21 protein-coding genes are annotated in these 23,012 nt (G+C 62.2%); 10 read left to right on the top strand and 11 right to left on the bottom strand.

What is annotated here, in order from left to right:
• Positions 1-2 precede the first annotated feature (2 nt).
• The 5 genes from rfbD to QN222_RS05790 form a co-directional block, all read right to left on the bottom strand.
• The gene (gene rfbD / locus QN222_RS05810; protein ID WP_283960732.1) at positions 3-923 is read right to left on the bottom strand and encodes a dTDP-4-dehydrorhamnose reductase; all 921 of its coding nucleotides are present in this window, start codon (positions 921-923) and stop codon (positions 3-5) included.
• A complete protein-coding gene (gene rfbB / locus QN222_RS05805) occupies positions 920-1,987 on the bottom strand; it encodes a dTDP-glucose 4,6-dehydratase (RefSeq protein ID WP_283960763.1) in 1,068 nt (355 codons plus the stop codon). The genes rfbD and rfbB overlap by 4 nt, the downstream gene beginning before the upstream one ends.
• The gene (gene rfbC, locus QN222_RS05800) at positions 1,984-2,565 is read right to left on the bottom strand and encodes a dTDP-4-dehydrorhamnose 3,5-epimerase (RefSeq protein WP_283960731.1); all 582 of its coding nucleotides are present in this window, start codon (positions 2,563-2,565) and stop codon (positions 1,984-1,986) included. The genes rfbB and rfbC overlap by 4 nt, the downstream gene beginning before the upstream one ends.
• Positions 2,562-3,440, bottom strand: a complete 879-nt coding sequence (gene rfbA / locus QN222_RS05795) for a glucose-1-phosphate thymidylyltransferase RfbA (protein WP_283960730.1) — start codon at positions 3,438-3,440, stop codon at positions 2,562-2,564. The genes rfbC and rfbA overlap by 4 nt, the downstream gene beginning before the upstream one ends.
• 74 nt (positions 3,441-3,514) lie before the next feature.
• Positions 3,515-4,816 (bottom strand): polysaccharide biosynthesis/export family protein, encoded by a 1,302-nt coding sequence (locus tag QN222_RS05790; RefSeq protein WP_283960729.1) that lies wholly within the window; start codon positions 4,814-4,816, stop codon positions 3,515-3,517.
• Positions 4,817-5,355: 539 nt separating this feature from the next.
• Here QN222_RS05790 and QN222_RS05785 point away from each other — a divergent pair.
• The 5 genes from QN222_RS05785 (at position 5,356) to QN222_RS05765 (ending at position 10,062) form a co-directional block, all read left to right on the top strand.
• Entirely contained in the window at positions 5,356-6,102 is a 747-nt protein-coding gene (locus QN222_RS05785) for a response regulator transcription factor (protein ID WP_283960728.1), read from the top strand.
• A gap of 58 nt (positions 6,103-6,160) precedes the next feature.
• Entirely contained in the window at positions 6,161-6,352 is a 192-nt protein-coding gene (locus QN222_RS05780) for a hypothetical protein (protein ID WP_283960727.1), read from the top strand.
• Positions 6,353-6,597: 245 nt separating this feature from the next.
• The gene (locus QN222_RS05775) at positions 6,598-7,890 is read left to right on the top strand and encodes an NCS2 family permease (RefSeq protein WP_283960726.1); all 1,293 of its coding nucleotides are present in this window, start codon (positions 6,598-6,600) and stop codon (positions 7,888-7,890) included.
• 403 nt (positions 7,891-8,293) lie between these two features.
• Positions 8,294-9,346 (top strand): four-carbon acid sugar kinase family protein, encoded by a 1,053-nt coding sequence (locus QN222_RS05770; RefSeq protein ID WP_283960725.1) that lies wholly within the window; start codon positions 8,294-8,296, stop codon positions 9,344-9,346.
• The gene (locus tag QN222_RS05765) at positions 9,346-10,062 is read left to right on the top strand and encodes a FadR/GntR family transcriptional regulator (RefSeq protein ID WP_283960724.1); all 717 of its coding nucleotides are present in this window, start codon (positions 9,346-9,348) and stop codon (positions 10,060-10,062) included. Before QN222_RS05770 ends, QN222_RS05765 begins: the two co-directional genes overlap by 1 nt.
• 262 nt (positions 10,063-10,324) lie before the next feature.
• On the opposite strand, the gene QN222_RS05760 is transcribed toward QN222_RS05765, so the two are convergent.
• From QN222_RS05760 to QN222_RS05745, 4 genes are read right to left on the bottom strand one after another with little or no spacing between them, the layout of a single operon-like run.
• Positions 10,325-11,449 carry an iron-containing alcohol dehydrogenase gene (locus tag QN222_RS05760; protein WP_283960723.1) on the bottom strand — a complete coding sequence of 375 codons (1,125 nt, stop codon included), beginning with the start codon at positions 11,447-11,449 and terminating at the stop codon, positions 10,325-10,327.
• A gap of 10 nt (positions 11,450-11,459) precedes the next feature.
• Positions 11,460-12,371: a dihydrodipicolinate synthase family protein gene (locus QN222_RS05755; protein WP_283960722.1), complete on the bottom strand. Its 912-nt coding sequence runs from the start codon at positions 12,369-12,371 to the stop codon at positions 11,460-11,462.
• Positions 12,364-13,320 carry a 4-hydroxythreonine-4-phosphate dehydrogenase PdxA gene (pdxA, locus tag QN222_RS05750; RefSeq protein WP_283960721.1) on the bottom strand — a complete coding sequence of 319 codons (957 nt, stop codon included), beginning with the start codon at positions 13,318-13,320 and terminating at the stop codon, positions 12,364-12,366. Before pdxA ends, QN222_RS05755 begins: the two co-directional genes overlap by 8 nt.
• The gene (locus QN222_RS05745) at positions 13,317-14,462 is read right to left on the bottom strand and encodes an exo-alpha-sialidase (protein WP_283960762.1); all 1,146 of its coding nucleotides are present in this window, start codon (positions 14,460-14,462) and stop codon (positions 13,317-13,319) included. The genes pdxA and QN222_RS05745 overlap by 4 nt, the downstream gene beginning before the upstream one ends.
• Before the next feature lie 269 nt (positions 14,463-14,731).
• On the opposite strand from QN222_RS05745, the gene QN222_RS05740 reads away from it, so the two are divergent.
• The 5 genes from QN222_RS05740 (at position 14,732) to QN222_RS05720 (ending at position 20,869) form a co-directional block, all read left to right on the top strand.
• Positions 14,732-15,625 (top strand): DMT family transporter, encoded by an 894-nt coding sequence (locus tag QN222_RS05740; protein ID WP_283960720.1) that lies wholly within the window; start codon positions 14,732-14,734, stop codon positions 15,623-15,625.
• A 97-nt stretch (positions 15,626-15,722) separates the two neighbouring features.
• The gene (locus tag QN222_RS05735) at positions 15,723-17,228 is read left to right on the top strand and encodes an ABC transporter substrate-binding protein (protein ID WP_283960719.1); all 1,506 of its coding nucleotides are present in this window, start codon (positions 15,723-15,725) and stop codon (positions 17,226-17,228) included.
• A 167-nt stretch (positions 17,229-17,395) separates the two neighbouring features.
• Positions 17,396-18,310, top strand: coding sequence for an ABC transporter permease (locus QN222_RS05730; protein ID WP_283960718.1), 915 nt, complete (start codon positions 17,396-17,398; stop codon positions 18,308-18,310).
• A gap of 11 nt (positions 18,311-18,321) precedes the next feature.
• Positions 18,322-19,248: an ABC transporter permease gene (locus QN222_RS05725; protein ID WP_283960717.1), complete on the top strand. Its 927-nt coding sequence runs from the start codon at positions 18,322-18,324 to the stop codon at positions 19,246-19,248.
• Positions 19,241-20,869, top strand: coding sequence for an ABC transporter ATP-binding protein (locus QN222_RS05720; protein ID WP_283960716.1), 1,629 nt, complete (start codon positions 19,241-19,243; stop codon positions 20,867-20,869). Before QN222_RS05725 ends, QN222_RS05720 begins: the two co-directional genes overlap by 8 nt.
• A gap of 60 nt (positions 20,870-20,929) precedes the next feature.
• Here the strand turns inward: QN222_RS05720 and QN222_RS05715 are convergent, their stop codons facing one another.
• Both QN222_RS05715 and puuE read right to left on the bottom strand, forming a co-directional pair.
• A complete protein-coding gene (locus QN222_RS05715; RefSeq protein ID WP_283960715.1) occupies positions 20,930-21,415 on the bottom strand; it encodes an ureidoglycolate lyase in 486 nt (161 codons plus the stop codon).
• A 73-nt stretch (positions 21,416-21,488) separates the two neighbouring features.
• Positions 21,489-22,904 carry an allantoinase PuuE gene (gene puuE / locus QN222_RS05710; RefSeq protein ID WP_283960714.1) on the bottom strand — a complete coding sequence of 472 codons (1,416 nt, stop codon included), beginning with the start codon at positions 22,902-22,904 and terminating at the stop codon, positions 21,489-21,491.
• Positions 22,905-23,012: the final 108 nt, after the last annotated feature.

The raw sequence follows: 23,012 nt of genomic DNA, 5'->3' as shown, positions 1-23,012 counted from the left end.
CGTCACTCGCTTCCCATGGCCTGTCGGCTCTCAGGGATTTTCGGCCATTGACCAGCATAGAGGAGGCGACGGACGACTGTTTCCGCGCTCGTTTGCCAGGCGGGCAAGCGTCGGCCGAATGTTTTCTCGAACTTGTCGGTGCAGAGGCGCGAGTCCTGTGGGCGCCGGGCTCTTGTCGGATAATCGGCGCTGGCGATGTCCCGCACGGTCGCGGACGGGCCGCCATTTGCGCGGCTGACCGCAAGAATGTGCCTCGCAAAGCCCGACCAGTTGGTCTCGCCTGTTCCCGCAAGGTGATAGAGGCCGAAGCGATCCTTGTGCGGCTGGGTGGCGATCTCCAGTATGGCGGTCGCCAAATCCAGTGCCGAAGTGGGATTGCCGTATTGGTCGGAGACCACAGTCAAGGTGTCCCGGCTTTCGGCGAGCCTCAGCATCGTCTTGACGAAGTTGTTGCCGAACGGACTGTAGACCCAGCTTGTCCGCAGGATGATGTGTCGAGGCGTTATGCTTGCCACCGTCCGTTCGCCTTCGAGCTTGGTGGCGCCGTAGAACGTGCGAGGTCTTGTCTCGTCGTACTCCCTGCGTGGGCGGCGGTCGTCGCCGGAAAAGACGTAGTCGGTCGACAGATGGATGACGGGTACGCCGAGCTTTGCCGCTGCTTCGGCAACGCATGCGGCGCCCACCACGTTGACGGCATGAGCCAGCGCGGGCTCGTCCTCTGCACGATCGACTGCCGTGTAGGCGGCGGCCGAGATGATCACGTCGGGCCTTGCTGCAACGATCGCCTCTCTCATCGGGATCGGCTGCGTAAGGTCGAATTCGGGGCGGCCGATGGCAATCAGTTTGACGTCGCGCAACGGTGCCGCACGCTCGATCAGGCTGCTTACGAGCTGGCCGGTCGTACCGGTGACAAGCACTTTCATCGCGCCGCCACCGACTTGCCGAGGCGCTCGCCCCGATAGCTGCGCTGGCGAATCGGCTGCCACCACCAGCCGTTATCGAGATACCAGTCGATCGTCCGCGCCAGTCCCGTTTCGAAACTTTCCCTCGGCCGCCAGCCGAGTTCACGCTCGATTTTGGCCGTGTCCATGGCGTAACGCCGGTCGTGACCTGGCCGATCGTCCACGAATGCGATGAGTTCGCGATAGCTCTTCAGGTTTCGTCGGGGCCTCTTGTGGTCGAGGATATCGCATATCGTCTCGACGACGCCCAAATTGGTGCGTTCGGAGCTTCCGCCGATATTGTAGCTTTCGCCGGTCGCGCCTTTGGCGGCGACGAGCTCCAGCGCTCGCGCGTGGTCGTCGACATACAGCCAATCGCGGACGTTGGCGCCGGTGCCGTAAACCGGCAGCGGCCTTTCTTCCAATGCGTTGAGGATGATCAGGGGCACCAGCTTCTCCGGGAAGTGAAACGGACCGTAGTTGTTGGAGCAGTTGGTGATCACCACCGGCAGGCCAAAGGTGTGGTGCCAGGCGCGGACAAGGTGATCGGACGCTGCCTTCGAGGCGGAATAGGGTGAGGAGGGGGCATAGCGCATATCTTCGTCGAAGGCGCTGTCATCAAAGGGAAGATCGCCGAACACCTCGTCGGTGGACACATGGTGGAAGCGGAACCGTTCGGCCACCGCTTCGGGAAGGCTGCGCCAGAATTTCAGCGCAGCCTGAAGCAACCTGAAGGTGCCGAGGATGTTCGTCTCGATGAACGAGCCGGGGCCGTCGATCGACCGGTCGACATGTGTCTCTGCCGCAAGATGCATGATGCGGCCGATCTTTTCGGCACGGAGGATGCAAGCAACGGCCTCCTCGTTGCAGATGTCGCCCTGGATGAAGCGGTAGTTGGGGAGGTTCTCGATCTGCCGGAGCGAGGCCGGATTGCCGGCATAGGTGAGCTTGTCGAGGTTGATTACGCGGTTCTCCGGATCCGCCACAAGATGCCGGCAAAGCGCGGAACCGATGAACCCGGCACCACCGGTGACGAGGATGTTCATGGACACTCTTCCCCTCCAACGAAGTCGAACACATCGGCCTGCCTAAGCTGTGGAGCCGCGCGATCCTTCTCGGACAGCTGAAGTTGCGCGACGGGCAGCGGCCAGGCTATGGCGATGTCGGGGTCGTCGAAACGGATCGCGCGGTCATGAGCGGGCGAATAGGGATTTGTGACCTTGTAGATCACCTCCGTGTCCGGCTCGAGTGTCAGAAAGCCGTGGGCGAACCCCTTGGGAACCAGGAGCTGGTTCCATTTGCGGGCGGATATCTCGATGGCGACCCATTTTGCGAAGCTGGGCGAGCCGCGACGGATATCGACTGCGACGTCGAAGACGGCACCTTTGACCACCCTCACCAGCTTGTCCTGTGCGTAGGGCGGAAGCTGGTAGTGAAGTCCCCGCAGGACGCCTCGCGAGGCGGAATAGGAGTGGTTGTCCTGGACAAAATGGAGTGCGACGCCGTGTTCGGCGAATTGCCGGGCGCTCCAGGTTTCGGAAAAGAAGCCGCGCTCGTCTCCTATCCTGCGTGGCAGGATCTCCAGGACTCCGGCAAGGTCGAGCGGTCTGACCTCCAGGCTCATGCAGCGTGTTCCTCCACGAGGCGGCGGAGATAGGAGGCGTAAGTCGTTCTTCCGAGCATGCTGGCGCGCCTCAGGACGTCCTCAGGCCCAAGCCAGCCCATGTCGAGGGCGATCTCTTCCGGACAGGCTATCTGGACGCCCTGTCTGCGTTCGACCGTCCGCACGAAGGACGAGGCGTCGTGCAAGCTGTCATAGGTGCCGGTGTCGAGCCAGGCATAGCCGCGTCCGAGCTGACAAACATGCAATTGCTCCCGTGCGAGATAGATGTTGTTGACCGTGGTGATTTCGAGTTCGCCTCGCGCCGAGGGCTCGATCGAAGCAGCAATGTCCACGACGTCGTTGTCGTAGAAATACAGGCCTGTCACCGCCCAGTTGGATTTCGGCCGTGCCGGCTTCTCGTCGATCGTCTTCGCCTTGCCGGTCCTCTGGTCGAAGGTGACGACGCCGTAACGCTCCGGATCGTCGACGCGATAGGCAAACACGGAGGCGCCCGTTTCACGGGATGCGGCCTGCCGGCAGACATTCGGCAGGCCGTTACCGAAGAAGATGTTGTCGCCGAGGATCATAGCGACATTGCCGTTGCCGATGAACTCGCGGCCGATGATGAAAGCCTCGGCGAGCCCATTGGGATGCGGCTGCTCGGCATAGGACAGGTTGAGCCCGAAAGCGGAGCCGTCCCCGAGGAGTGCCTCGAAGCAGGGCAGGTCGCGCGGCGTGGAGATGATGAGAATCTCCCGGATTCCTGCGAGCATCAACACGCTCAGCGGATAGTAGACCATCGGCTTGTCATAGATCGGCAGGATCTGCTTGGAGACGGCGATGGTGAGCGGGTAGAGACGGGTACCGCTTCCTCCCGCCAGGATGATCCCCTTCATTTTGCCTCCCCCTTTGAATCTGCACCGATTGCATGGAACTGCAGCCGGCCGTGACCGAGGCGATGTCCCGTCGATCATTGGCTGGCCTGGCTCGGTTGCGGGTCGGTTGAACGAGACGAGGTAGGCTGCTCGGACATTATCGCCATCCGTCGAAGGACGACCTTGATAACGTCGCCGGGCATCAGCGCCGTGGTCTCGGACGCCGGAAACTCGCCAACCTTGCCGTCGGCGCGGCGGATAATGACGAAACTGGTTGCCTCTCCACCGCGCTGCACCGAGTCCTCGGTGGCGGAGAGCTTGTCGAGCAGCAGCCTCTCCGCGGTGGCACGTTTCAGTTTCAGTTGTTCGAGCGTCGCTTGTTCCGATTGCAGTTCGCTGGCGATTTCCGCCTGACGATTGTCATAAAGCCCCTCGAGGCTCCGTGTCGTTTCGCTGATATTCTGGCGCGCACGCATGATAGCGGTCACGAAATCCAGGCGATTGGCGCGATCGCCGGCAAGTTCACGCTCCAGGTCCGACTGTCGCGATGCGACCGCGACGCCTCGTTCGACGAGCGTTTTCACGCCTTTGAGCTCTCGCGCCGCCGCTTCGATGTTGGCCTCCGCGGATTTCACCTTTTCTTCGAGGACCCGGATTTCCTGGTTGAGCAGATCGCGCAGTTCGGAGAAGGACTTCGATTGCCGAGCGAGCACGTTTGCACGTGTGGAAAAGATGATCCGTTCCTGGTCCTGGATCGCCGCGACAAGCGCACTGTCGGCGTTCAAGGGCTGGGCGAAAGCTATTTCCTTTGCACCCGACATTTCCGCCTGCAGCCGCGCTATCCTCGCGTTGCTGCGCAACTGTGCATTGTCTATCCCCCGTAGTTCACCGGTGAGCGTTATATTGTCCTGCGACGGCTCGGAGCCGGTCTCGCGCAGCGCGCCCCCGCTCATGGCCAAGGCCTGCAGCGCGGTGAGCCCGGGGCGGAATTTATATTCTCCTGGCGTCGTCACGTCTCCGACGACATAGACTGGCGGGTACTCGACGATCTCGACGGTCGTCTCCGGCGCTTCCACCAGCCCGATCTTGGTTTGCAGGCGCTTGGCGATTTCGGCAGCAAGCGCAGCCTTGTCGAGATTGCCGACGGTCACGGTTCCGATGACGGGCACCGAGATGGCACCCGCTTCGGAGACAACGAATTCGCCGCCGAGCGCCCATGGCACGTATTCGCCCTTGGTAGGCATCCACTGCATGATCGTCAGGCGAATTTTCGTTCGAGGCGCAAGTTCGGGTGCATCGGCCCAGGCTGGTGTCAATACAGAGCCGGCGACGGCGAGCGCAGCCGCAAAGGAAAGGGTTCGAAGGAAATTGCGGCAAGTGCGGCAGGATGCACTCATGTAATTCTCCAACCTGCAAAGCAGCGTCTTCGTCGTACTGTCGAACGGAGAAGAACAATTCCCGACCGACAAGCTTATCGTCACCTGAATCGCATAACACGCATGTCTGCCGGATTTCGACGCTGCAATAGCAAGTGTGCAAATTTTGCGAATATTTGAAAGAGGAAGCGCCGTGGTTCGGCTTCATCAATATTGGTGAAGCAGGGTGACGGCCGATTCATCCGAAACCAAGGGGCGTTGTTGTCGCTCGCCCTTGTCCGACATTTGGATGATACGAGCAAAGTGAAGGCAGAAGAGGATTGTTGACCCTATCAATAGATGGAGGGTGATCGTCACATTGAACTAGTTCCTTCGGATAGGGCAGGCGGAAAGACATTTTGTTGCGGGGCGCCCTTCTAGGCATGCCTCAACCCTTTTGCGCCGTCGCGATCGCGCGCTGTGTGGGCTAAGCTCGTTTGCCGTGTAGCAGACATGCGGTTTGCCCTGCTCGGCAATGACCCTGCCGATCAACGCAATTCCGCAGAGAGGGGCACGCCTTGATGAGCAGGGGTAATTACGACGGTGTCAGCATGGGGAGACACACGGATACCGAGCGTCGGCGAGAGCCACAACGCGTCGTCTTGATCATAGCCAACGCCGGGACAATTTCGGAGAGGCTGATCCACGCTCTCGAAGGAGAGTTTCCATGGGTCGTTGTCGAACAGGTCGGGCATGTCGGGGCGGCACTCGACGTCTTTTCCCATCCCGTGTCGCTGATCCTCGTCGACGTCGCACTGGTAAATGAAGCCGAAGAGAGATCGGCCGAACTCCTCCTTGCCCACCCTCAGGCTCTTACCGCCGTTATCGAGCCGCATGACCAGAGCTTGGACGCGTCCTTCATCAATGTGCCCGACTCGCCATTGGTTCGCAGTGTGCTTCCGATGAACCTCAGGCTCGATCTATGGCTGTCGGTGATCAGGCTGATGCTCTGCGGCGGCGAGTATCTTCCACCCGGATTGATCCTGCGTGCGAGGAAGAATGGCCATAGCACGCGCCTGCCGTCGGGGAATGGCGCTATGTCACCTCGGCCCCGCAGCGACGAGGCGCGTTTCGCAGAGTTGACTGCTCGCGAACTGCAGATTCTCGAAATGGTCTCCCGTGGGCTGCAAAACAAACTGATTGCCGCGGAGTTTCGGCTGTCCGAACATACGGTGAAGATACATCTGCACAACATCATAACAAAACTGGGCGCGCACAACAGAACGGAAGCGGCCGCGCGATTCCGGAGTTTGAAAGAGCGGCACTGATCGCTGACCGCCCGCTTGCCGCCCCGTTCTCTGACGGCTCAAGACCGGGAGCTCGACCTTGAGCGTGATCGACGTTATCTGTTTCCCGGATACTCCCCGTCCCCATTCATCGATCGTTGATCGGACCCGCATCAGGCTGCTGTCTGGCGTCGACGAGGTGGAGCAGATCGACGCCGAGTTGGCGCGCAGCCCTCCCTCACCGAGCGCCGAGCGCCGGCGAGCGGCGGTCCCACTGTCCTGGAAAATTTGAAAGTCTTTCGCCTGCAGCGTTGGAATGGGTGGCTAGCGATCATTCGCGCGAAGACGCACAATCATGTCGCTCTGCATGAGGCAATCGCCGCGCTTATCCGGGGCGGGCCGAAGGGCCGAGATGGCCGCCCGACGTCATGAATCCGGGACTGGCCAAAAAAGCAAAATGGTCGGGAAGTTGGAGGAGCATCTGCCCGGTCTCTGTCGTTCGGCTGCGTCGTGACGGCGTCTGCCAAGGGAGGAAAAATGTTTGAACGACTTTTCAAACTGAAAGAGCATGGGACGACTGCCCGCACCGAGGTGGTTGCCGGCCTCACGACATTCCTGACGATGTCGTACATCATCTTCGTCAACCCCGACATTCTGTCGACGACCGGCATGGATCGCGACGCGATCTTCGTTGCGACCTGTCTTGCCGCCGCACTCGGCTCGATCGTGATGGCCCTCGTTGCCAATTGGCCGATCGGCATGGCGCCGGGCATGGGGCTTAACGCCTTCTTCGCCTTCACCGTGGTTGCCGCCCTCGGCTTCACATGGCAACAAGCGCTCGGGGCCGTATTCATCTCCGGTCTCATCTTCCTGTTGCTGACGGTCACGGGCGTGCGGAGCTGGCTGATTGCCGGCATCCCGCATTCGCTGCGCAGCGCTATCGCGACCGGTATCGGCCTGTTCCTCGGCATCATCGCGCTCAAGAACGCCGGTATCGTCGTCGACAATCCGGCAACGCTCGTCGGTCTCGGCGATCTCAAGCAGACCGGGCCGTTGCTCGCGATCCTCGGCTTCTTCGTCATCGCCGTACTGGATTCGCTTAAGATCCGCGGCGCGATCCTGATCGGCATCCTGGTCGTCACGATCCTGTCGATGCTGCTTGGTGTCAGCGAGTTCAAGGGTATCGTTTCGGCGCCGCCGAGCATCGCCCCCACCTTCCTGCAACTCGACATCGTGGGTGCGCTGCACGGCGGTTTGCTGCATGTCATCCTCGTCTTCGTGCTCGTCGAAGTGTTCGACGCCACCGGCACGTTGATCGGCGTCGCCAAGCGCGCGAAACTGGTCGAGGAAGGTAAGCCCAGCCGTCTTGGCCGCGCTCTGCTTGCCGACAGCTCGGCGATCATCGCCGGCTCGCTGATGGGCACGAGCAGCACCACGGCCTATGTGGAGAGCGCTTCCGGCGTCCAGGCCGGCGGCCGCACCGGCCTCACCGCGCTGACCATCGCCGTACTGTTCCTCGCTGCTCTGTTCATCTCGCCGCTCGCTGCCGCTGTTCCGTCCTATGCAACGGCGCCCGCGCTGCTCTATGTGGCCGGCCTGATGATGCGCGAACTCACCGAAGTCGAATGGGACGACCTGACCGAAGCGGCACCGGCAGCCTTGACCGCGATCGCCATGCCCTTCACCTATTCGATCGCCAACGGCCTTGCCTTCGGCTTCGTGAGCTACGTCGTGCTCAAGGTATGCACCGGCAAGTGGAGCGTCATCCACCCCGCGACACAGATCGTGGCGGCGCTGTTCGTCGTTCGCTTCGCATTCTTCGGCAGCTGACCGATTGACGTCGTCGCGGTGGTTTCCGCCTCGACGACCGCGACAACCATAAGGGCCGGGTCTGCTTCTGTAGGTCCGGCCTTTTCTGTTGTTCAACGACGTGGGGCCGGGGCTACCGCATGTTTCCTTGCATCCTGGCCGGTTCAAGACGTCCTTTGTGCGTCTCATGAGACCGCGCGGCGCTATAGTCATCGGTGACATCGCCTGGCGATATCCGGCGCACGACTTGTCCGTCCTCCGGCATCGATCCACGCTCCCGGGACCCGACAACGGAGGAGTTTTGACTTGTCCGATAGTTGTAAAAAATATGTTGCCTTCGTCGCAGGTTCTGCCATGATTTGAAAAGAAAAAATTGGCGCGATTCCGCGTTCCTCACTTGAGAATTTGTAAAATTGGATGCCGCATGGATGTTGTGCAGAACAGGCTCCTGATCGTTGCCGATGACCTCACCGGCGCGCTCGATACGGCGGCCCCTTTCGCTGTCCATGGCTTTTCGGTCGACGTCGTCGCGGACCAGAGCGCGCTCGACGAGGCGATCGCGGGTGGCTCCGATGTGATCGCCGTGACGACGAGGAGCCGCGAAATCGAGCCGGCCGAGGCCGCAAGACGCGTCCTCCTTGCGCAACAGGCGATGACGCCAGGCATGCGCCTTTTCAAGAAGGTCGACTCGCGTTTGAAAGGCAACGTCGAGGCGGAGCTCTCCGTCCTGGATTTTGCACGGGCCGTCGTCTTGCCGGCGATCCCGGAATTCGGCCGGGTCGTCCGCGGGGGCCAGATCCGTGGGTTCGGGGTCGATCAACCGATCTCCGTTGCCGGACGTCTGGGCGCCATCGCCGATCGCGCCGTCATTCCGGACACGGAGACGGTCGAGGAGATGCGGACCGCCGTCGAAGCGATTACGCCTGGCGACCTTCTTGTCGGCGCCCTGTCGCTCGCAAATGCGTTGGCAAGCAGAACGGGAAGATCGCATGCCGAGCCCTTTGCTGCGCGAGAAGGGCGCCTGCTGATGGCAATCGGTTCCCGGGATCCGATAACGGTATCGCAGGTCGAAGAATTGCGGCGAGCCGTGCCGGATCTCCGCTATCTCGCAGCACCTGCGGGACAGGTGGAGCAGGCCCGTCACCGCTCCGAACGCGCTGACGATGTGACCTTGGTGCAGGCGGTGGAGGGCGCGCTGCCGGCGACGGCGTCGGACGTGGCTGCGGCGCTCGCCGAATCTGCGGCCGCGTTTGCCGGCGAGTGCCGGACGATGCTGCTCTCGGGCGGTGCGACGGCGGAAGCCTACTTCGACCGGCAGGGCATTCGCGTTCTCCGCCTGGTCGGAGAAGTGCTGCCGGGCCTGCCGGTTGCCGAGCATGGCGGCCAATTCTACATTACCAAATCGGGCGGCTTTGGGGATTCCGACACGCTTTGCAGGGTCGTCCGCGCCATGACGAGGAAAGAGGTATTGGCCTGATGCGCGCCGGAGAGCAGCTTTCGCACCGCAAGAGCCTGAGCGAAGTCGTCTTCGAACGGCTGCAGCACGCGATCAAATCGGGTGCCTACCAGAGCGATGAGCGTCTGCCGACAGAGCACGAGCTGGCAGCGGAGTTCCAGGTCTCCCGCCCGGTCGTGCGTGATGCCTTGAAGAGGCTTCGCGATCAGGGCCTTGTCTATTCGCGGCAGGGCGCCGGCAGTTTTGTTCGAATACAGGGGTTGCGGCAGCCGCTTGGCTTCGGGCCGCTCGAAAACATCGCCGACCTGCAGAACTGTTACGAGTTCCGGATGACGATGGAACCCGAGGCGGCGGCACTCGCGGCCGAGCGGCACAGCGAAACGCAGATTCGCGTGATCAGGCTTGCGCTTGAAACCCTGCAGGATGCGACCAATCGGCACCGCCACCGGGAGGATGCCGATTTCATGTTCCATCTGGCAATCGCGCAGGCGTCCGGAAACAATTACTTCTCGACCGCCATGGAAGCGCTCAAGGAACACATCGCCATCGGCATGCAGTTCCACGGCCTGTCGCTGAAAAACTCCGTCGCCGGCCTGCGCCACGTCTATGACGAGCACGCAGCGATTTACGAAGCCATTCGCGACCGGAAACCAAACCAGGCGCGAGAGCTCATGCGCCAGCATATCCGTGGCTCCCGCGATCGGCTTTTCGAGGGCCGCCGGCCGGACATCACTTAGAGCAATTCCAGGAAAAGTGTGTAACGGTTTCCCGTCCGGAATTGCGTAGTTTCAAAGAGTTGGATCATTTCACTGTTTCAAGGAAACAATGAAATGATCTAGGGCAGTTGGCCTTTCACCTCGCTTTCGCGACGGACCGCAAACGCGCGCTGATCGATCAGGCACAGCAGGCGCACCTGCCAGCGTCTGCCGCTGGCCGATGGCTAAGGATAACTGAACCGTCACGCCATCTATGGCGCAAATTCATGTGAGCCGGCGGCCCTCAGAGCGTCGCCCGATAGATGCCGAGCACGTCGCTTGCGGACATGTCGCGCGGATTGTTGTCCATCAATCTGCGGATGGCGTGGGCCTCTCCTGCCCAGCTCTCCAGCGCGGCAGGATCGGCCCCGTGAGCCGACAGCCGCATTTCGACGCCGAGATCCTCGCAGAAGCGATGCGCAGCGTTCAGGACCCGCGACTCATCGTCAAAGACCGGAAGGCCGAGCGCCTGAAGAATTTCCGCCGTCTTCTCCTTGCGCACCGGCGCGTTATAGGCAAGCACGTGCGGGAAGATGATCGCGTTCGCCAGTCCGTGCGGCAGCCCCAGACGCGTGCCGAGCGGATAGGCAAGTGCATGGCCTGCAGCGGTGTTGACCGGGCCCAGGCAAATGCCGCCGTAGTAGGATGCGAGCATCATGCCGGCGCGCGCTTCCGTGTCGCGGCCGTTCTCCACGGCCCGCGCGAGATATTTGCCGACAAGGCGAATGCCCATGCGGGCATAGCCGTCGATGAGGTCATGGGCGCGGATATTGGTGAAGGCCTCTACGCAGTGCGCCATCGCGTCGATGCCGGTAGCAGCGGTCACCGCCGGCGGCACGGACCAGGTCAGTTCCGGATCAAGGATCGCGATATCCGCAAGCAGGTGCGGGCTTTCGACCGCTTTCTTGGAATGCGTGGTGCTGTCGGTGATCAGTGCCCGGATGCCCGCTTCCGATCCTGTTCCGGCGGTTGTCGGCACCTGCGCCAGCCGGGTCCGGCGGCCTTCGACCTTGTCCGGTCCGACGACATCGTCGAGCGACTGCGATCCATCCCACAGGGCGGCGACGAGCTTGGCGACGTCCAGCACCGAGCCGCCGCCGAGCCCGACGACGAGGTCGGGCCTGAGCACGCGAGCCGCCTCCCGGGCGGCGCCGAGTGCCCTGGCGTCCGGTTCGGCCGGAACGTCGGAAAAGACCGATGCCTTGTTGCCGAGACCGAGCCTTTCCGCAAAGCCGATCGTGTGTTCCGACGCGATGATCAGCACGCGCTGGGCGTTCTCGGCCCATGCGCCGAGCCGCGCCGAAGCGCCTGCGCCGATCTCCAGGCGCTTCGGTTGGTGGAGCGTAATCGGTCTCGCCATTCCGTCCATGTTCGCCACCTCACGCCTCTTCCAGCTGTGCCATGCGTGCCCAGACCGACTCGCGTTCCGCGTCGGTCAGTTCCACGAGCGGGGGATTGACGCGCAGCCAGCCATCGTCGCCGCGCCGGCGCGCGACCATTGCCTTGACGGTCGGAAGCTGGACATAGGCGTTGGTTAGTTCGCGCCAGGCGACGATCCTCTCCTGGGCGGCTTTCACCTCCGTCTCCTTGCTGGCGACGTTCCACTCGTCGAAGACGAGGCGGAGGTCGCCAGCCACCAGGTTCGAGCTCGCCGTGATGCAACCGGCGCCGCCCGCCTGCAGCAATGGCAGCAGCAGCGGATCGGCGCCAGCCAGAACACCGAAGCCCGGGAAGGCCTTGACCATGGCCTTCATGTTTTCGAGATCGCCCGAACTGTCCTTGATGCCGACGACGATGCCCGGGAAATTCTCGCGAAGGCGGCCGATGACTTCATGCGGAATCGCCACGCCGGAGACCTGCGGGATGTGGTACAGCACCACCCTCAGCCGGTCGTCGCCGACGCCGTCGATGATGCGTGCATAGGCGCGATATATGCCCTCTGGGCTGACACCCTTGTAGTAGAAGGGCGGCAGCATGACGACGCCGCGAACGCCGGCCCGGACGGCGTGGCGGGTAAGTTCGATGGTGTCGGCAACAGCCGACTGGGCGGTTCCCGGCAGGAGTTGCTCCGCGCGGATGCCACCGGCAATGGCCCGGTCAAGAATTTCCATGCGGTCCTTCAATCCGAAGGAATTGGCTTCTCCGGTCGTGCCCAAGAGGGCTATGCCGTGGCAGCCTTCTTCCAGAAGCTTCCGGCAATGGTCTATGAACAGGCGGAAATCCGGCCTGCCATCGGTCGTTATGGCCGTAGTTGCGGCGCAAAATACGCCGCCGATTTCGAAATCAGACATTTGCGTTTCTCCCAGCGATGAGCTTGCGCGCGTAGGTAATGGCGGCGTTCATGTTGACATGCTTGGCCTTGCCTGTACCGGCGATGTCGAAGGCGGTCCCGTGATCGACCGAAGTCCGATCGATCGGTAAGCCCACCGACACATTGACCGCCGTATCGAAGGCGACGAGCTTGATCGGGATGTGACCCTGATCGTGATATTGCGCGATGACGAGATCGAAGCCGCCCTGATAGGCGCGATGGAAAACCGTGTCCGCCGAGATCGGACCCTGGACGTCGATGCCCTCTGCGCGCGCTTCGGCCACGGCTGGCGCGATGTGCTCGTCATCCTCCGTCCCGAAGAGGCCGTTTTCGCCGCAATGAGGGTTGATGCCGGCGACCGCGATCCTGGGGCTCTCATAGCCGATGCGTTTCAAATGCTCGTTGCCCGCCCTGATCGTCGCCAGAATGCGCTCGGGCCTGGCGCGCCCGATCGCGTCCTTCAGTGAAACATGGGTCGAGACATGGATGACCTTGAGCCGATCTGACGCGAGCAGCATGAAGGCGGATTTCGAGCCGGTCAGCGCGGTCAGCATGCCGGTGTGACCGTCATAGTGGTGTCCGGCCGAATTGAGGGCCTCCTTGTTGATCGGGGCGGTGACCATGCAGCCGATCTTCCCGGCCATGGCCGACTTGACTGCGAGGTCGATGAAACGAAAGGACGCGTCGCCGGAGACCGCGCTGAGCTTACCCCATGGCAGCGGTGCCCCTTCGACCGGAACGTCCTCGACGATGTCACAAAGGGCTAACTCGATACCGAGAAGTGCCTTGGCGGCCTCGAGCTGTGCCAGGTTCCCGAACACGCGCGTTGCGGCCCGGTCGGCTGCACTCATCTCGGCAAGAGACTTGACGATGATCTCCGGTCCGACGCCTGCCGGATCGCCCATGGTTATGCCAACGATATTGCTCATTTCGGGTCTCCGTCGATCCAGCCCTTGGCGAGCCGGACGTATTTGATCGCGCGTCGATGGAAGGTGAAGGCGATGTGAAGGCGGCCTTCACCGTCTTCGAGAAGCGCCGGATAGGAAAGCTCATGATTCCGGCCATCGAGCGAATTGTTCGAAAGGCAGGTGCCCGGGCCGTCTTCCACGATGCGCCGAAGCGGAAACGTCCTGCCGCCGTCCGTCGAAACGCAAAGTGTCAGCGGCGCCCGGGGAACGCCCCAGATCGGTTTTATGCCACCGTCGGCGTTCGGACGATGATCCTCCTCGCCAAGTTCATCATAGAGCGAATCGCGCCGATCGTTCGATGTTGCCGCGGAGACCGGATTGCAGAGCAACGCCACTCGTCCGTCGGCGAGACGGACGGCCGCGATCGAGGAATTGTTATTGGGCACGTCCGTCGCCTCCGGGGCCGTCCAGCTCCGTCCGCCATCGCCGCTCGTCGAACGGTAGACGAAGTCCGCCTGGCGGCGGCGGTAGAACGCGGCCATCTCATTGCCATCGAGCGGCACGATCGTCATGTGGACGCAGCCGTGGGACTGCGGAACCTCGATGACCGACCAGTTCGCGCCTTCGCTGTTGCTGACTGCCACGGCCGCGGTGTCGTGCGTGCCGGTCCAGCGTGCGCCGGGGCGAGGGTTGCACAGAAACAACGGCAGCATCCAGGCGCCATCGTCACGCCGGACAATCGTCGCCCGGATGAACGTCCCTGCCGCCAGTCCAAGATCACGCGCCGGCCCGGAAGCGATCCTTCCGTTCTCAAACGTCAAGGACCTCTCGCGCACGCGGCTCTCGTCCTGGTTTCCCGAGGGCTGTGCCGTGTGAAACAGGCTGACGCCGCCGTCCGGACGAACAAAGATCATCGGGTTTTGTTCGGAGCGCTCCGGATCGTCGCTGACCTGGACCGTCTCCGACCAGGTGCTGCTCCCGGGCGCAAGCGTTGAGAGGTGAATGGAAATGTCCGATTTGCCCTCAAGCGTTCCGGCAAACCAGGCGCAGGCCAGCGAACCATCCGGCAGGAACGCCAGGAACGACGCGTGATTGTGAATCTTGGGAGAGGGCAGAAAGGCCTCTTCGCGATCCGCCTCCGTGCGGGCGAGGTGCCCGTCCATGCGTCTTCCGATCTCGTCCGGCGTCAATTTCGCTCCTCCTTCTCCCGTCAATACGCAAAAAGAATTCAAACAAATCACATGTTGTCAAGTTGAATATGATAAAAGCGGAGCGCGATATTTGCCTAATTCGCATAATATATGCTTTATATACAAAGAGATAGCGTGCTGCAAAATATGCAATTGCGGAAATCGATGAGGTGCGAGTTGACAAATTGATGGTGTTGCTCCAGTCTGGCTTCAAGGAACGAGAGGAGCGTAGCGGGAGACGCATGGCCGCAATCGTCAATCATCAGGGTGAGCGACCGACGGCCACGGCTCTGTGGTGCGTTGCTGCCGCCGCCGCGCTGGCCGCGGCGGATGCGGCCATAGTCCGCCTTCTTGCGGGCGAAGTGCATGCGTTTGTCATCGGCTTTTTTCGCAGCCTTTTCGGCCTTGCGGCAATCGTTCCGTTGATCGTGGCGCGCCCTCGTGTCCTGAAATCCGGCTATCGGCTTCAGCATGTCACTCGTGCGGCGCTGAAGCTTGCCGCGCTCGTTTGTTTTTTTATGGCCTTCGCTGCCGCGCCGCTCGCCGATGCGATGGCGATCATGTTCACGGCGCCGATTTTCCTGATGCTGGGCGCTTGGCTGTGGCTCGGCGAAAAGCTGACGCCGGGCCTCGTTTTCGCGCTCGTCGCGGGCTTTGCCGGTGCGCTGATCATCATCGATCCTGCCGGCCGCGGCGGCATGGCGCCGGCCTTGCTTCTGGCGCTCGCCGGCGCCGCACTTCAGGCACTCGTTCAGCTCATGCTGAAGCGCATGTCGGATCTCGATTCGACCGAGACGCTGGTGGTCTGGAACCTCATCGTGACCGTGCCATTGGCGGCTGTGCCTGCGGCACTCTACTGGACGACGCCCGACCTGCGCGAGTTCGCCTTGCTCGCACTGCAGGGCGCGATGGGAGCCGCCAACATGGCGTTGATGACCAAGGCGTTCAGCATCGCGGATGCATCGCAGATTGCGCCCATGGACTTTCTCCGCCTGCCGCTTGTTGCCGTCATGGCCTGGATCCTGTTCGGCGAGGTCGCAGGGCTCTCCACCTGGCTTGGCGCCGCGATCATCTTCGTCGCGACGATGATCGTCGTCGGAGGAGGGCGCCTGAGGCGGCGGGTGGCGGAGGATTGATACAACCTGTCGCCAGTTGGCGGCAACCGATAGCGACGGCTCCGCAGCGCGGCCGGACACGGAATTTTGAAAGCGCTGGCTCATCAGGGAGGAGCAGATGAAGGGCAAGAGACTGTTGTTGGGCTTGATGATGACCGCGTCGGCGGCAGCGTCGGCCTGGGCCCAGGAGGCAAAGGACATCACGGTCGTTCTCGACGAAGAGGTCGACCTCGTGGAGCCTTGCATGGCGACGCGTTCGAACATCGGGCGCATTATCCTGCAGAATGTTTCCGAGACACTGACGGAACTCGACGTTCGCAACAACAAGGGGCTGATGCCGCGCCTGGCCGAAAGCTGGGAGGAGGCGAGCCCCGGCACCTGGCGCTTCCATCTGCGCAAGGATGCGAAGTTCTCCGACGGATCCGCCTTTGACGCCGGCGACGTCAAGCACTCGATCGAACGCGCGATGAGCGACAAGATCTCATGCGAAAGCCCGCGCTACTTCGGCGATACCAAGCTGGAGACCAAGGTCGTCGACGACAATACGATCGATATCACCGCGACGCCGGCGCAGCCCATCCTGCCGCTGCTGATGACGCTGGTGACGGTCGTTCCTGCTGAAACGCCGATCGAATTCACGCGTGAGCCGATCGGTACGGGGCCTTACAAGCTCACGGAGTGGAAGGCAGGCCAGAGCATCACGCTGACGCGTCGTGACGACTACTGGGGAAGCGCGCCGGAAGTGACGAAGGCGACCTATGTGTTCCGGGCGGATCCTTCCGTGCGGGCGGCCATGGTGGCAGCCGGCGAGGCCGACATCGCGCCGCTGATCTCGGAACTCGACGCCAATGATGCGGAGATGGATTTCAGCTATCCCAACTCCGAAACCTTCTACATGCGGCTCGACCATTCCATCCCGCCGCTCAACGACAAGCGCGTGCGCCAAGCGCTCAACATGGCGCTCGATCGCGATGCCTTCATCGGCACGCTGCTGCCGAAGGGTGCGATCAAGGCGACGGCAATCGTGCCGCCGACGACGCTTGGCTGGAACCCCGACGTGAAGGTAGCGCCCTACGATCCGGACGGCGCCAAGAAGCTGCTTGCCGAGGCGAAGGCCGATGGCGTTCCGGTCGAAACGCCGATCACCATCGTCGGACGCACCAGCAACTTCCCGAACGTGGTGGAAGTGCTCGAGGCCGCCCAGCAGATGTTCGAAGAGGTCGGCTTCAAGACGAAACTGCAGATGTACGAAGTCGCGGAGTTCGAGAAGCAGTACTCCAAGCCCTATCCGGAAAACCGCGGGCCGCTGCTTGTCGCAGCCCAGCACGACAATGCGCGTGGCGATCCGGTTTTCTCAATGTACTTCAAGTACGACAGCAACGGCCGTCAATCGGGCATCGCCAATCCGGCTGTCGACAAGATGATCGCCGAAGCAACCGCGGCGACGGGTGAGGCACGCGCGGCCGACTGGAAGAAGCTTATCGCCTACCTCCATGACGATGTGGTTGCCGATGTGCTGCTGTTCCACATGGTGGGCTTCGCACGGGTCAATCCGCGTGTCGACTTCACGCCGACGATCGCAACCAATTCGCAGCTGCAATTGTCGGAGATCCACTTCAAGTAAGCGGATTGTGAAATGGGAAGGGTGGCGGAAACTCCGCCCTTCCCTACAGCGCTGTGCGTCTTCAGGCTCACAAAAGGTCGCTGTAGCACTTTGAATTACTGCATATTTCTTCCTTAAATCGGCTCCGACTTAGGGCAACATGCAGTAGACAATCGGGAGTTGGACCGATGGGAAAAAAGATGATGAGGCGCATCGTGTCGAGTTTCTTCTCGCTCGTCGCGCTCGTGGTGATGGTGTTCTTCCTGTCGCGGCTGACGGGCGATCCGGCAGCCTTGTTCCTGCCGATCGATGCGACGCAGGAAATGCTCGATCAGTTCCGCGAACTGCATGGATTGAACGATCCTCTTATCCAGCAGTTCGGACGTTATGTATGGGACGTCCTGCACCTCGACTTCGGCGACTCGATCCGCAAGGCACGTCCTGCGATCGAGGTGGTTCTGGAGTCCTTCACCTGGACGCTGCAACTGGCGTTGATCACCATCGCGCTGGTGACGGCGCTCGCCATCACCATCGGCTCGATAGCAGCCTTCCGCCCCGGCGGCCTGTTCGATCGTTTCGTCTCGCTGGTTTCACTGGTCGGCGCCTCGGCGCCCGATTTCTGGATCGCAATTGTCGGCATCGTCATTTTTTCCATCACGTTCGGCTGGGTTCCGACCTCCGGCACCGGGACGGTCTGGCACTGGATTCTGCCGGTCGCGGTGCTCTTCATCCGACCATTCGGCTTGATTCTTCAGGTGGTGCGCGGATCGATGCTGACGGCTTTTGGATCCGCCTATGTCAAGACGGCTCGCGCCAAGGGCGTCGGAAATCGATCGATCATTTTCGTCCATACGCTGCGCAACGCCATGCTGCCGGTCATCACGGTCATCGGCGACCAGGCGGCCGCGATGCTTAACGGTGCGGTTGTCGTCGAGACGATCTTCGGCTTCCCCGGCGTCGGCAAGCTGATGATCGATTCCATCCTGCAGCGCGACTTCAACGTGATCCTGGCGGCGATCATGGTCACCGCGCTTGCGATCTTCGTCATGAACCTGCTGATCGACATTGCCTACGCATTGCTCGATCCGCGCCTCAGGACCTGAAGGCCATGACCATGTCCAGTACTTTGCCATCCACGCAGATCTCGACCAAGCAGCGCGGCAAGGCGCATGTGCTCCTCGGCATGCTTTGGCGCGACAAGTTCGCGTTTTTCGCGGCGATCTTCCTCATTATTGCGGTCCTGTGCGCGCTCTTCGGGCCGATCTTGCTGCGCGAAGCCGCCGTCGCCCAGAATCTGCGCGCCCGCAACTTGGCGCCGTTTACGGTCGATAGGGGCTGGCTCTTCCTGCTCGGAGCCGACGCTCTCGGCCGGCCGTTGCTCGCCCGCATCGTCGTGGCCGCGCAGAACACGTTGATGATCGCCGCTGGAGCGGTCGTCTGTTCCGGTGTCGTCGGAGCGTTGCTCGGCCTCGTTGCCGGCTACGCGTCGGAGCGGGTGTCGAACGTGATCATGCGGCTTGCGGACGTAATCATGTCGTTTCCGTCGCTGCTCCTCGCGGTAATCGTGCTCTACATGCTGGCGCCATCGGTCGGTAACATCGTGATCGTTCTCGCCGTCACACGGATCCCGGTCTATCTGCGCACGACGCGGGCCGAGGTCCTCGAAATCCGCCAGCGCATGTTCGTGCAGGCGGCGAAGGTCATGGGGGCCTCGTCCCTGCGGATCGTCTTCCGTCACATTCTGCCTATGGTCGTCCCGACGCTCGTGACCATAGCGACGCTGGACTTCGCCTTCGTCATGCTGGCCGAGTCCTCTCTCTCCTTCCTCGGCATCGGCATTCAGCCGCCCGAGGTGACTTGGGGCCTGATGGTCGCGCAAGGCAAGCAATACCTCACCAACGCCTGGTGGCTGGCGTTCTGGCCGGGCCTGGCGATCATTCTGACGACGTTGTCGCTCAACCTGCTGTCGAACTGGATGCGTGTCGCCCTCGATCCGGCACAGCGCTGGAGACTCGAAATCGGAGGCCGCAAGAATGGCTGAGCATCTGCTTGAAGTGCGAAACCTGTCCGTTCAGTTCCACACGGCTGGCAGCACGGTGCACGCAGTGCGCAACATAAGCTGGCATCTCGACCGCGGCGAGACGCTGGCAATCCTGGGTGAAAGCGGCTCGGGCAAATCCGTCTCCGCCTCCGCGATCATGAACCTAATCGATATGCCGCCGGGCGAGATCACCAGCGGCGAGGTCATCTTCGCCGGCAGGGACCTGCTCGCCATGTCCGACGACGAGCGCCGCGCGATCAACGGCAAGCGGATCGCAATGATCTTTCAGGACCCGCTCAGCCACTTGAACCCGGTTTTCACCGTCGGCTGGCAGATCATCGAGGTCATGCGTATTCATGGAGTATCGGCAGATGCGGCGCGCGCACGCGCGCTCGATCTTCTGACGCGCGTCGGCATTCCCGCCCCGGAGACGGCGATGCGCAAGTATCCGCACCAGTTTTCCGGCGGTCAGCGCCAGCGTCTGATGATCGCCATGGCGCTTGCGCTCAAACCCGACATCGTGATTGCCGACGAGCCGACGACCGCGCTCGATGTGACGGTGCAGGCCGAAGTGCTTGCTCTTCTCGGCGAGCTGCAGAAGGAAACCGGCCTCGGACTGTTGCTGATCACCCACGACCTCGGTGTCGTGGCCGACATCGCCGATCGGGTGGTCGTGATGAATGCCGGCGAGATCGTGGAGACCGGAACGCCGGACGAGGTCTATCACAATCCCAAGCACCCCTACACGCGCAAGCTTATTTCCGCGGCTCCCGGCCGGGGCGAGATGCATGAACCGAATGCCACCGGCGAGCCGCTTCTGAAGGTCGAAAATCTCTGCAAGTCCTATGGCTCCTTCACGGCATTGAATGGCGTATCCTTCACGCTGCAGCCGGGTGAGACGATGGCGGTCGTCGGCGAAAGCGGATCGGGAAAATCGACGCTGGCGCGCGCGCTCCTGCGGCTCGATGAGGCGGACTCGGGACACGCCTATTGGAAGGGCCGGGATCTTCTGAAAATGCCGGCCAAGGAGCTCTACCAGCTCCGACGCCAGCTGCAGATGGTGTTTCAGGATCCGACCCAGTCGCTCAATCCCCGCATGACGGTCTACCAGCTGATCTCCGAGGCCTGGGTCATCCACCCCGAGATCCTGCCGAAGGCGCAATGGCGCGCACGGGTGGAGGAACTGCTGACGCAAGTGGGCCTGTCGCCCGTCCATGCCGAACGCTATCCGCACCAGTTCTCCGGCGGCCAGCGCCAGAGGATCGCGATCGCCCGCGCGCTGGCTCTCCGGCCCGACCTCATCGTTTGCGACGAGGCGGTCTCCGCGCTCGACGTGTCCATCCAGGCGCAGGTGATCGCGCTCCTCGACAAGCTCCGGCGTGAACTCGGCATCGCCTTCATCTTCATCGCCCACGACCTGCCGGTTGTGCGCGATTTCGCCGATCATGTGATGGTGATGCAGGCGGGCGAATGCGTCGAAGTCGGCACGGTCAGGCAGATTTTCGAGAACCCGCAGCGCGACTATACCCGCCGCTTGCTGGATGCCGGTCTCGACCCCGATCCGCGCGTCCAGGCAGCGAGGCGAATGCCAAGCGCGCGGGTTGGCGCCGAAGTGGGGTGAGCAATCGCTGGCGACACCGCGGGGACGGACCTTCGCGTTCATTCCGATCACGATGGCGAGCTACCGCAGGAGGAACGGCTCCTCGAAGAAATGTTCTTCCAGGTTCACGCCTTCGCCGCCGCGGTCGATCACGGCGAAATCGGAAACCTCCTCCAGGGGCGTCAGGATGCCGTGCCAGACGTTGCGGGCTATGTTGACCCCCTGGCCCGGTGCCGTCAGGAAGGCGCGCGGCTCGCCGGGTCCAGCGGCCGTCTCCTCGGAAACCACGACCAGGAACGGGCTGCAGCCGAGCGGGATGAAAGCCTGGCTGCCGAGCGGGTGACGCTCCACCATGGTTAGTGTCAGGGGCAGGGCGTAGGGCTCGCCGCGCACGATGCTGATCATCGGGCGGGCGTTTTCGCCGGTGGTCTCGATCCTGGCGAGATCGTGAAAGCGCATGCACCGGCCGCCATTGATCGGAAACCCGTGGGCGTTTTCCGTCTCGATGACGTCGCCGAAAGGCGCAAAGGCCTCGCGGGTCAACGGCTGGATGGCGATCTCCTTCAACTTGTGGCCTCCACAATCCGCCCAAAGAGGCACAGACGGCTGACGCCGCCTTCCGGTCGTCATCGCATGTCCCTCAGTTTGGCAGCATGTCCTGCAGGCGGAGGAGCGCGATCCTTTCCACCTGGCGACATGCGGTCTCGAATTCGGTTTCGCGTTCGTTGCCGATCCGGTTTTCGAAGGCGGCGAGGATCTCATCCTTGCGCCGTCCCTTGACCGCCATGATGAAGGGGAAGCCGAACGTTTCGACATAGGTGCTGTTGAGCGCCGTGAACCGCTCGCGCTCGCTGTCCGTCAGCGCGTCGAGACCGGCTGAAGCCTGTTCGTTGGTGGAGCTCTCGGTCAGGCGCTTGGCCTCTGCGAGCTTGCCGGCAAGGTCCGGATGCGCGTTGAGGACCGCGAACCGCTCCTCATCCGTGGCGCTACGAAATGCGTGGACGAGCGCGGCGTGAAGGCCGATCGCCGTGTCGTTGGCGGGGGAAAGTTCATCGGCGAAGGCGCGTTTGGCAATCCACTTCGAATGTTCGAAGACGCCGCCGAAACGGGCAATGAAGGCCTCTTCGGAAAGCCGGGACGGACGGTCGCCATTGGGCTGGAAAGGATAAGCTTGCGCCCAGTAGCGGGCAATGTCGATGCGGCGGGCAAGCCAGACCTTCTCATGCCTCTTCACATAATCGAGGAACCGGGCGAGCGCGGCGATCCGGCCCGGCCGACCGACGAGGCGGCAGTGGAGCCCGATGCTCATCATTTTAGGCGAACCGGCGGCGCCTTCGGCGTAGAGAACGTCAAAACTGTCCTTCAGGTAACTGAAGAACTGGTCGCCGCTGTTGAATCCCTGCGCCGTCGCAAAGCGCATGTCGTTGGCGTCGAGCGTGTAGGGAATGACGAGCTGGTGCTTGCCGCCGTGCTCATGCCAGTAGGGAAGGTCGTCGGCATAGGAATCGGAGACATAGTCGAAGCCGCCGGCCTCGGTCACCAGATCGAGCGTATTTTCCGAGCAGCGGCCGGTGTACCAGCCGCGCGGCGGTTCGCCGGTGACGATCGTGTGGAGGCGGATCGCCTCGGCGATTTCGGCTCGCTCCCTGTCGACGCTGAAATCCTTGTGCTCGATCCATTTCAGCCCGTGCGAGGCAATCTCCCAGCCGGCCTCCTGCATCGCCGCGACCTGGGCGGGTGAGCGCTTGAGCGCGGTTGCCACGCCATAGACGGTGGCGGGCACGTCACGATCCGTGAACAGGCGGTGCAGGCGCCAGAAACCGGCACGCGCGCCATATTCGTAGATCGACTCCATGTTCCAATGCCGCTGACCCGGCCAGGCTTGCGCGCCGACGATCTCCGAAAGGAAGGCCTCCGATGCCGCATCGCCATGCAGCACGCAGTTTTCGCCACCCTCCTCGTAATTGATGACGAACTGGACGGCGATCCGCGCTCCGTCCGGCCAGACGGCTCGGGGACTTGGGCCATGGCCGTGAAGATCGCGGGGGTATCTCATGAAATGGGCTCCTCCAGACAGTGTCTCTCAGCACAATTCGTAGCGAGAAAGCCGCGTCCTCATTCCCCCCGAAAAATTTGAAAGTCTCGAAGGCTGAGGCCGCTACAC

This window comes from Sinorhizobium sp. 6-70 (genome assembly GCF_030124375.1).
GTDB lineage: Bacteria > Pseudomonadota > Alphaproteobacteria > Rhizobiales > Rhizobiaceae > Sinorhizobium.
This window is presented reverse-complemented; position numbering and strand designations above follow the sequence as displayed.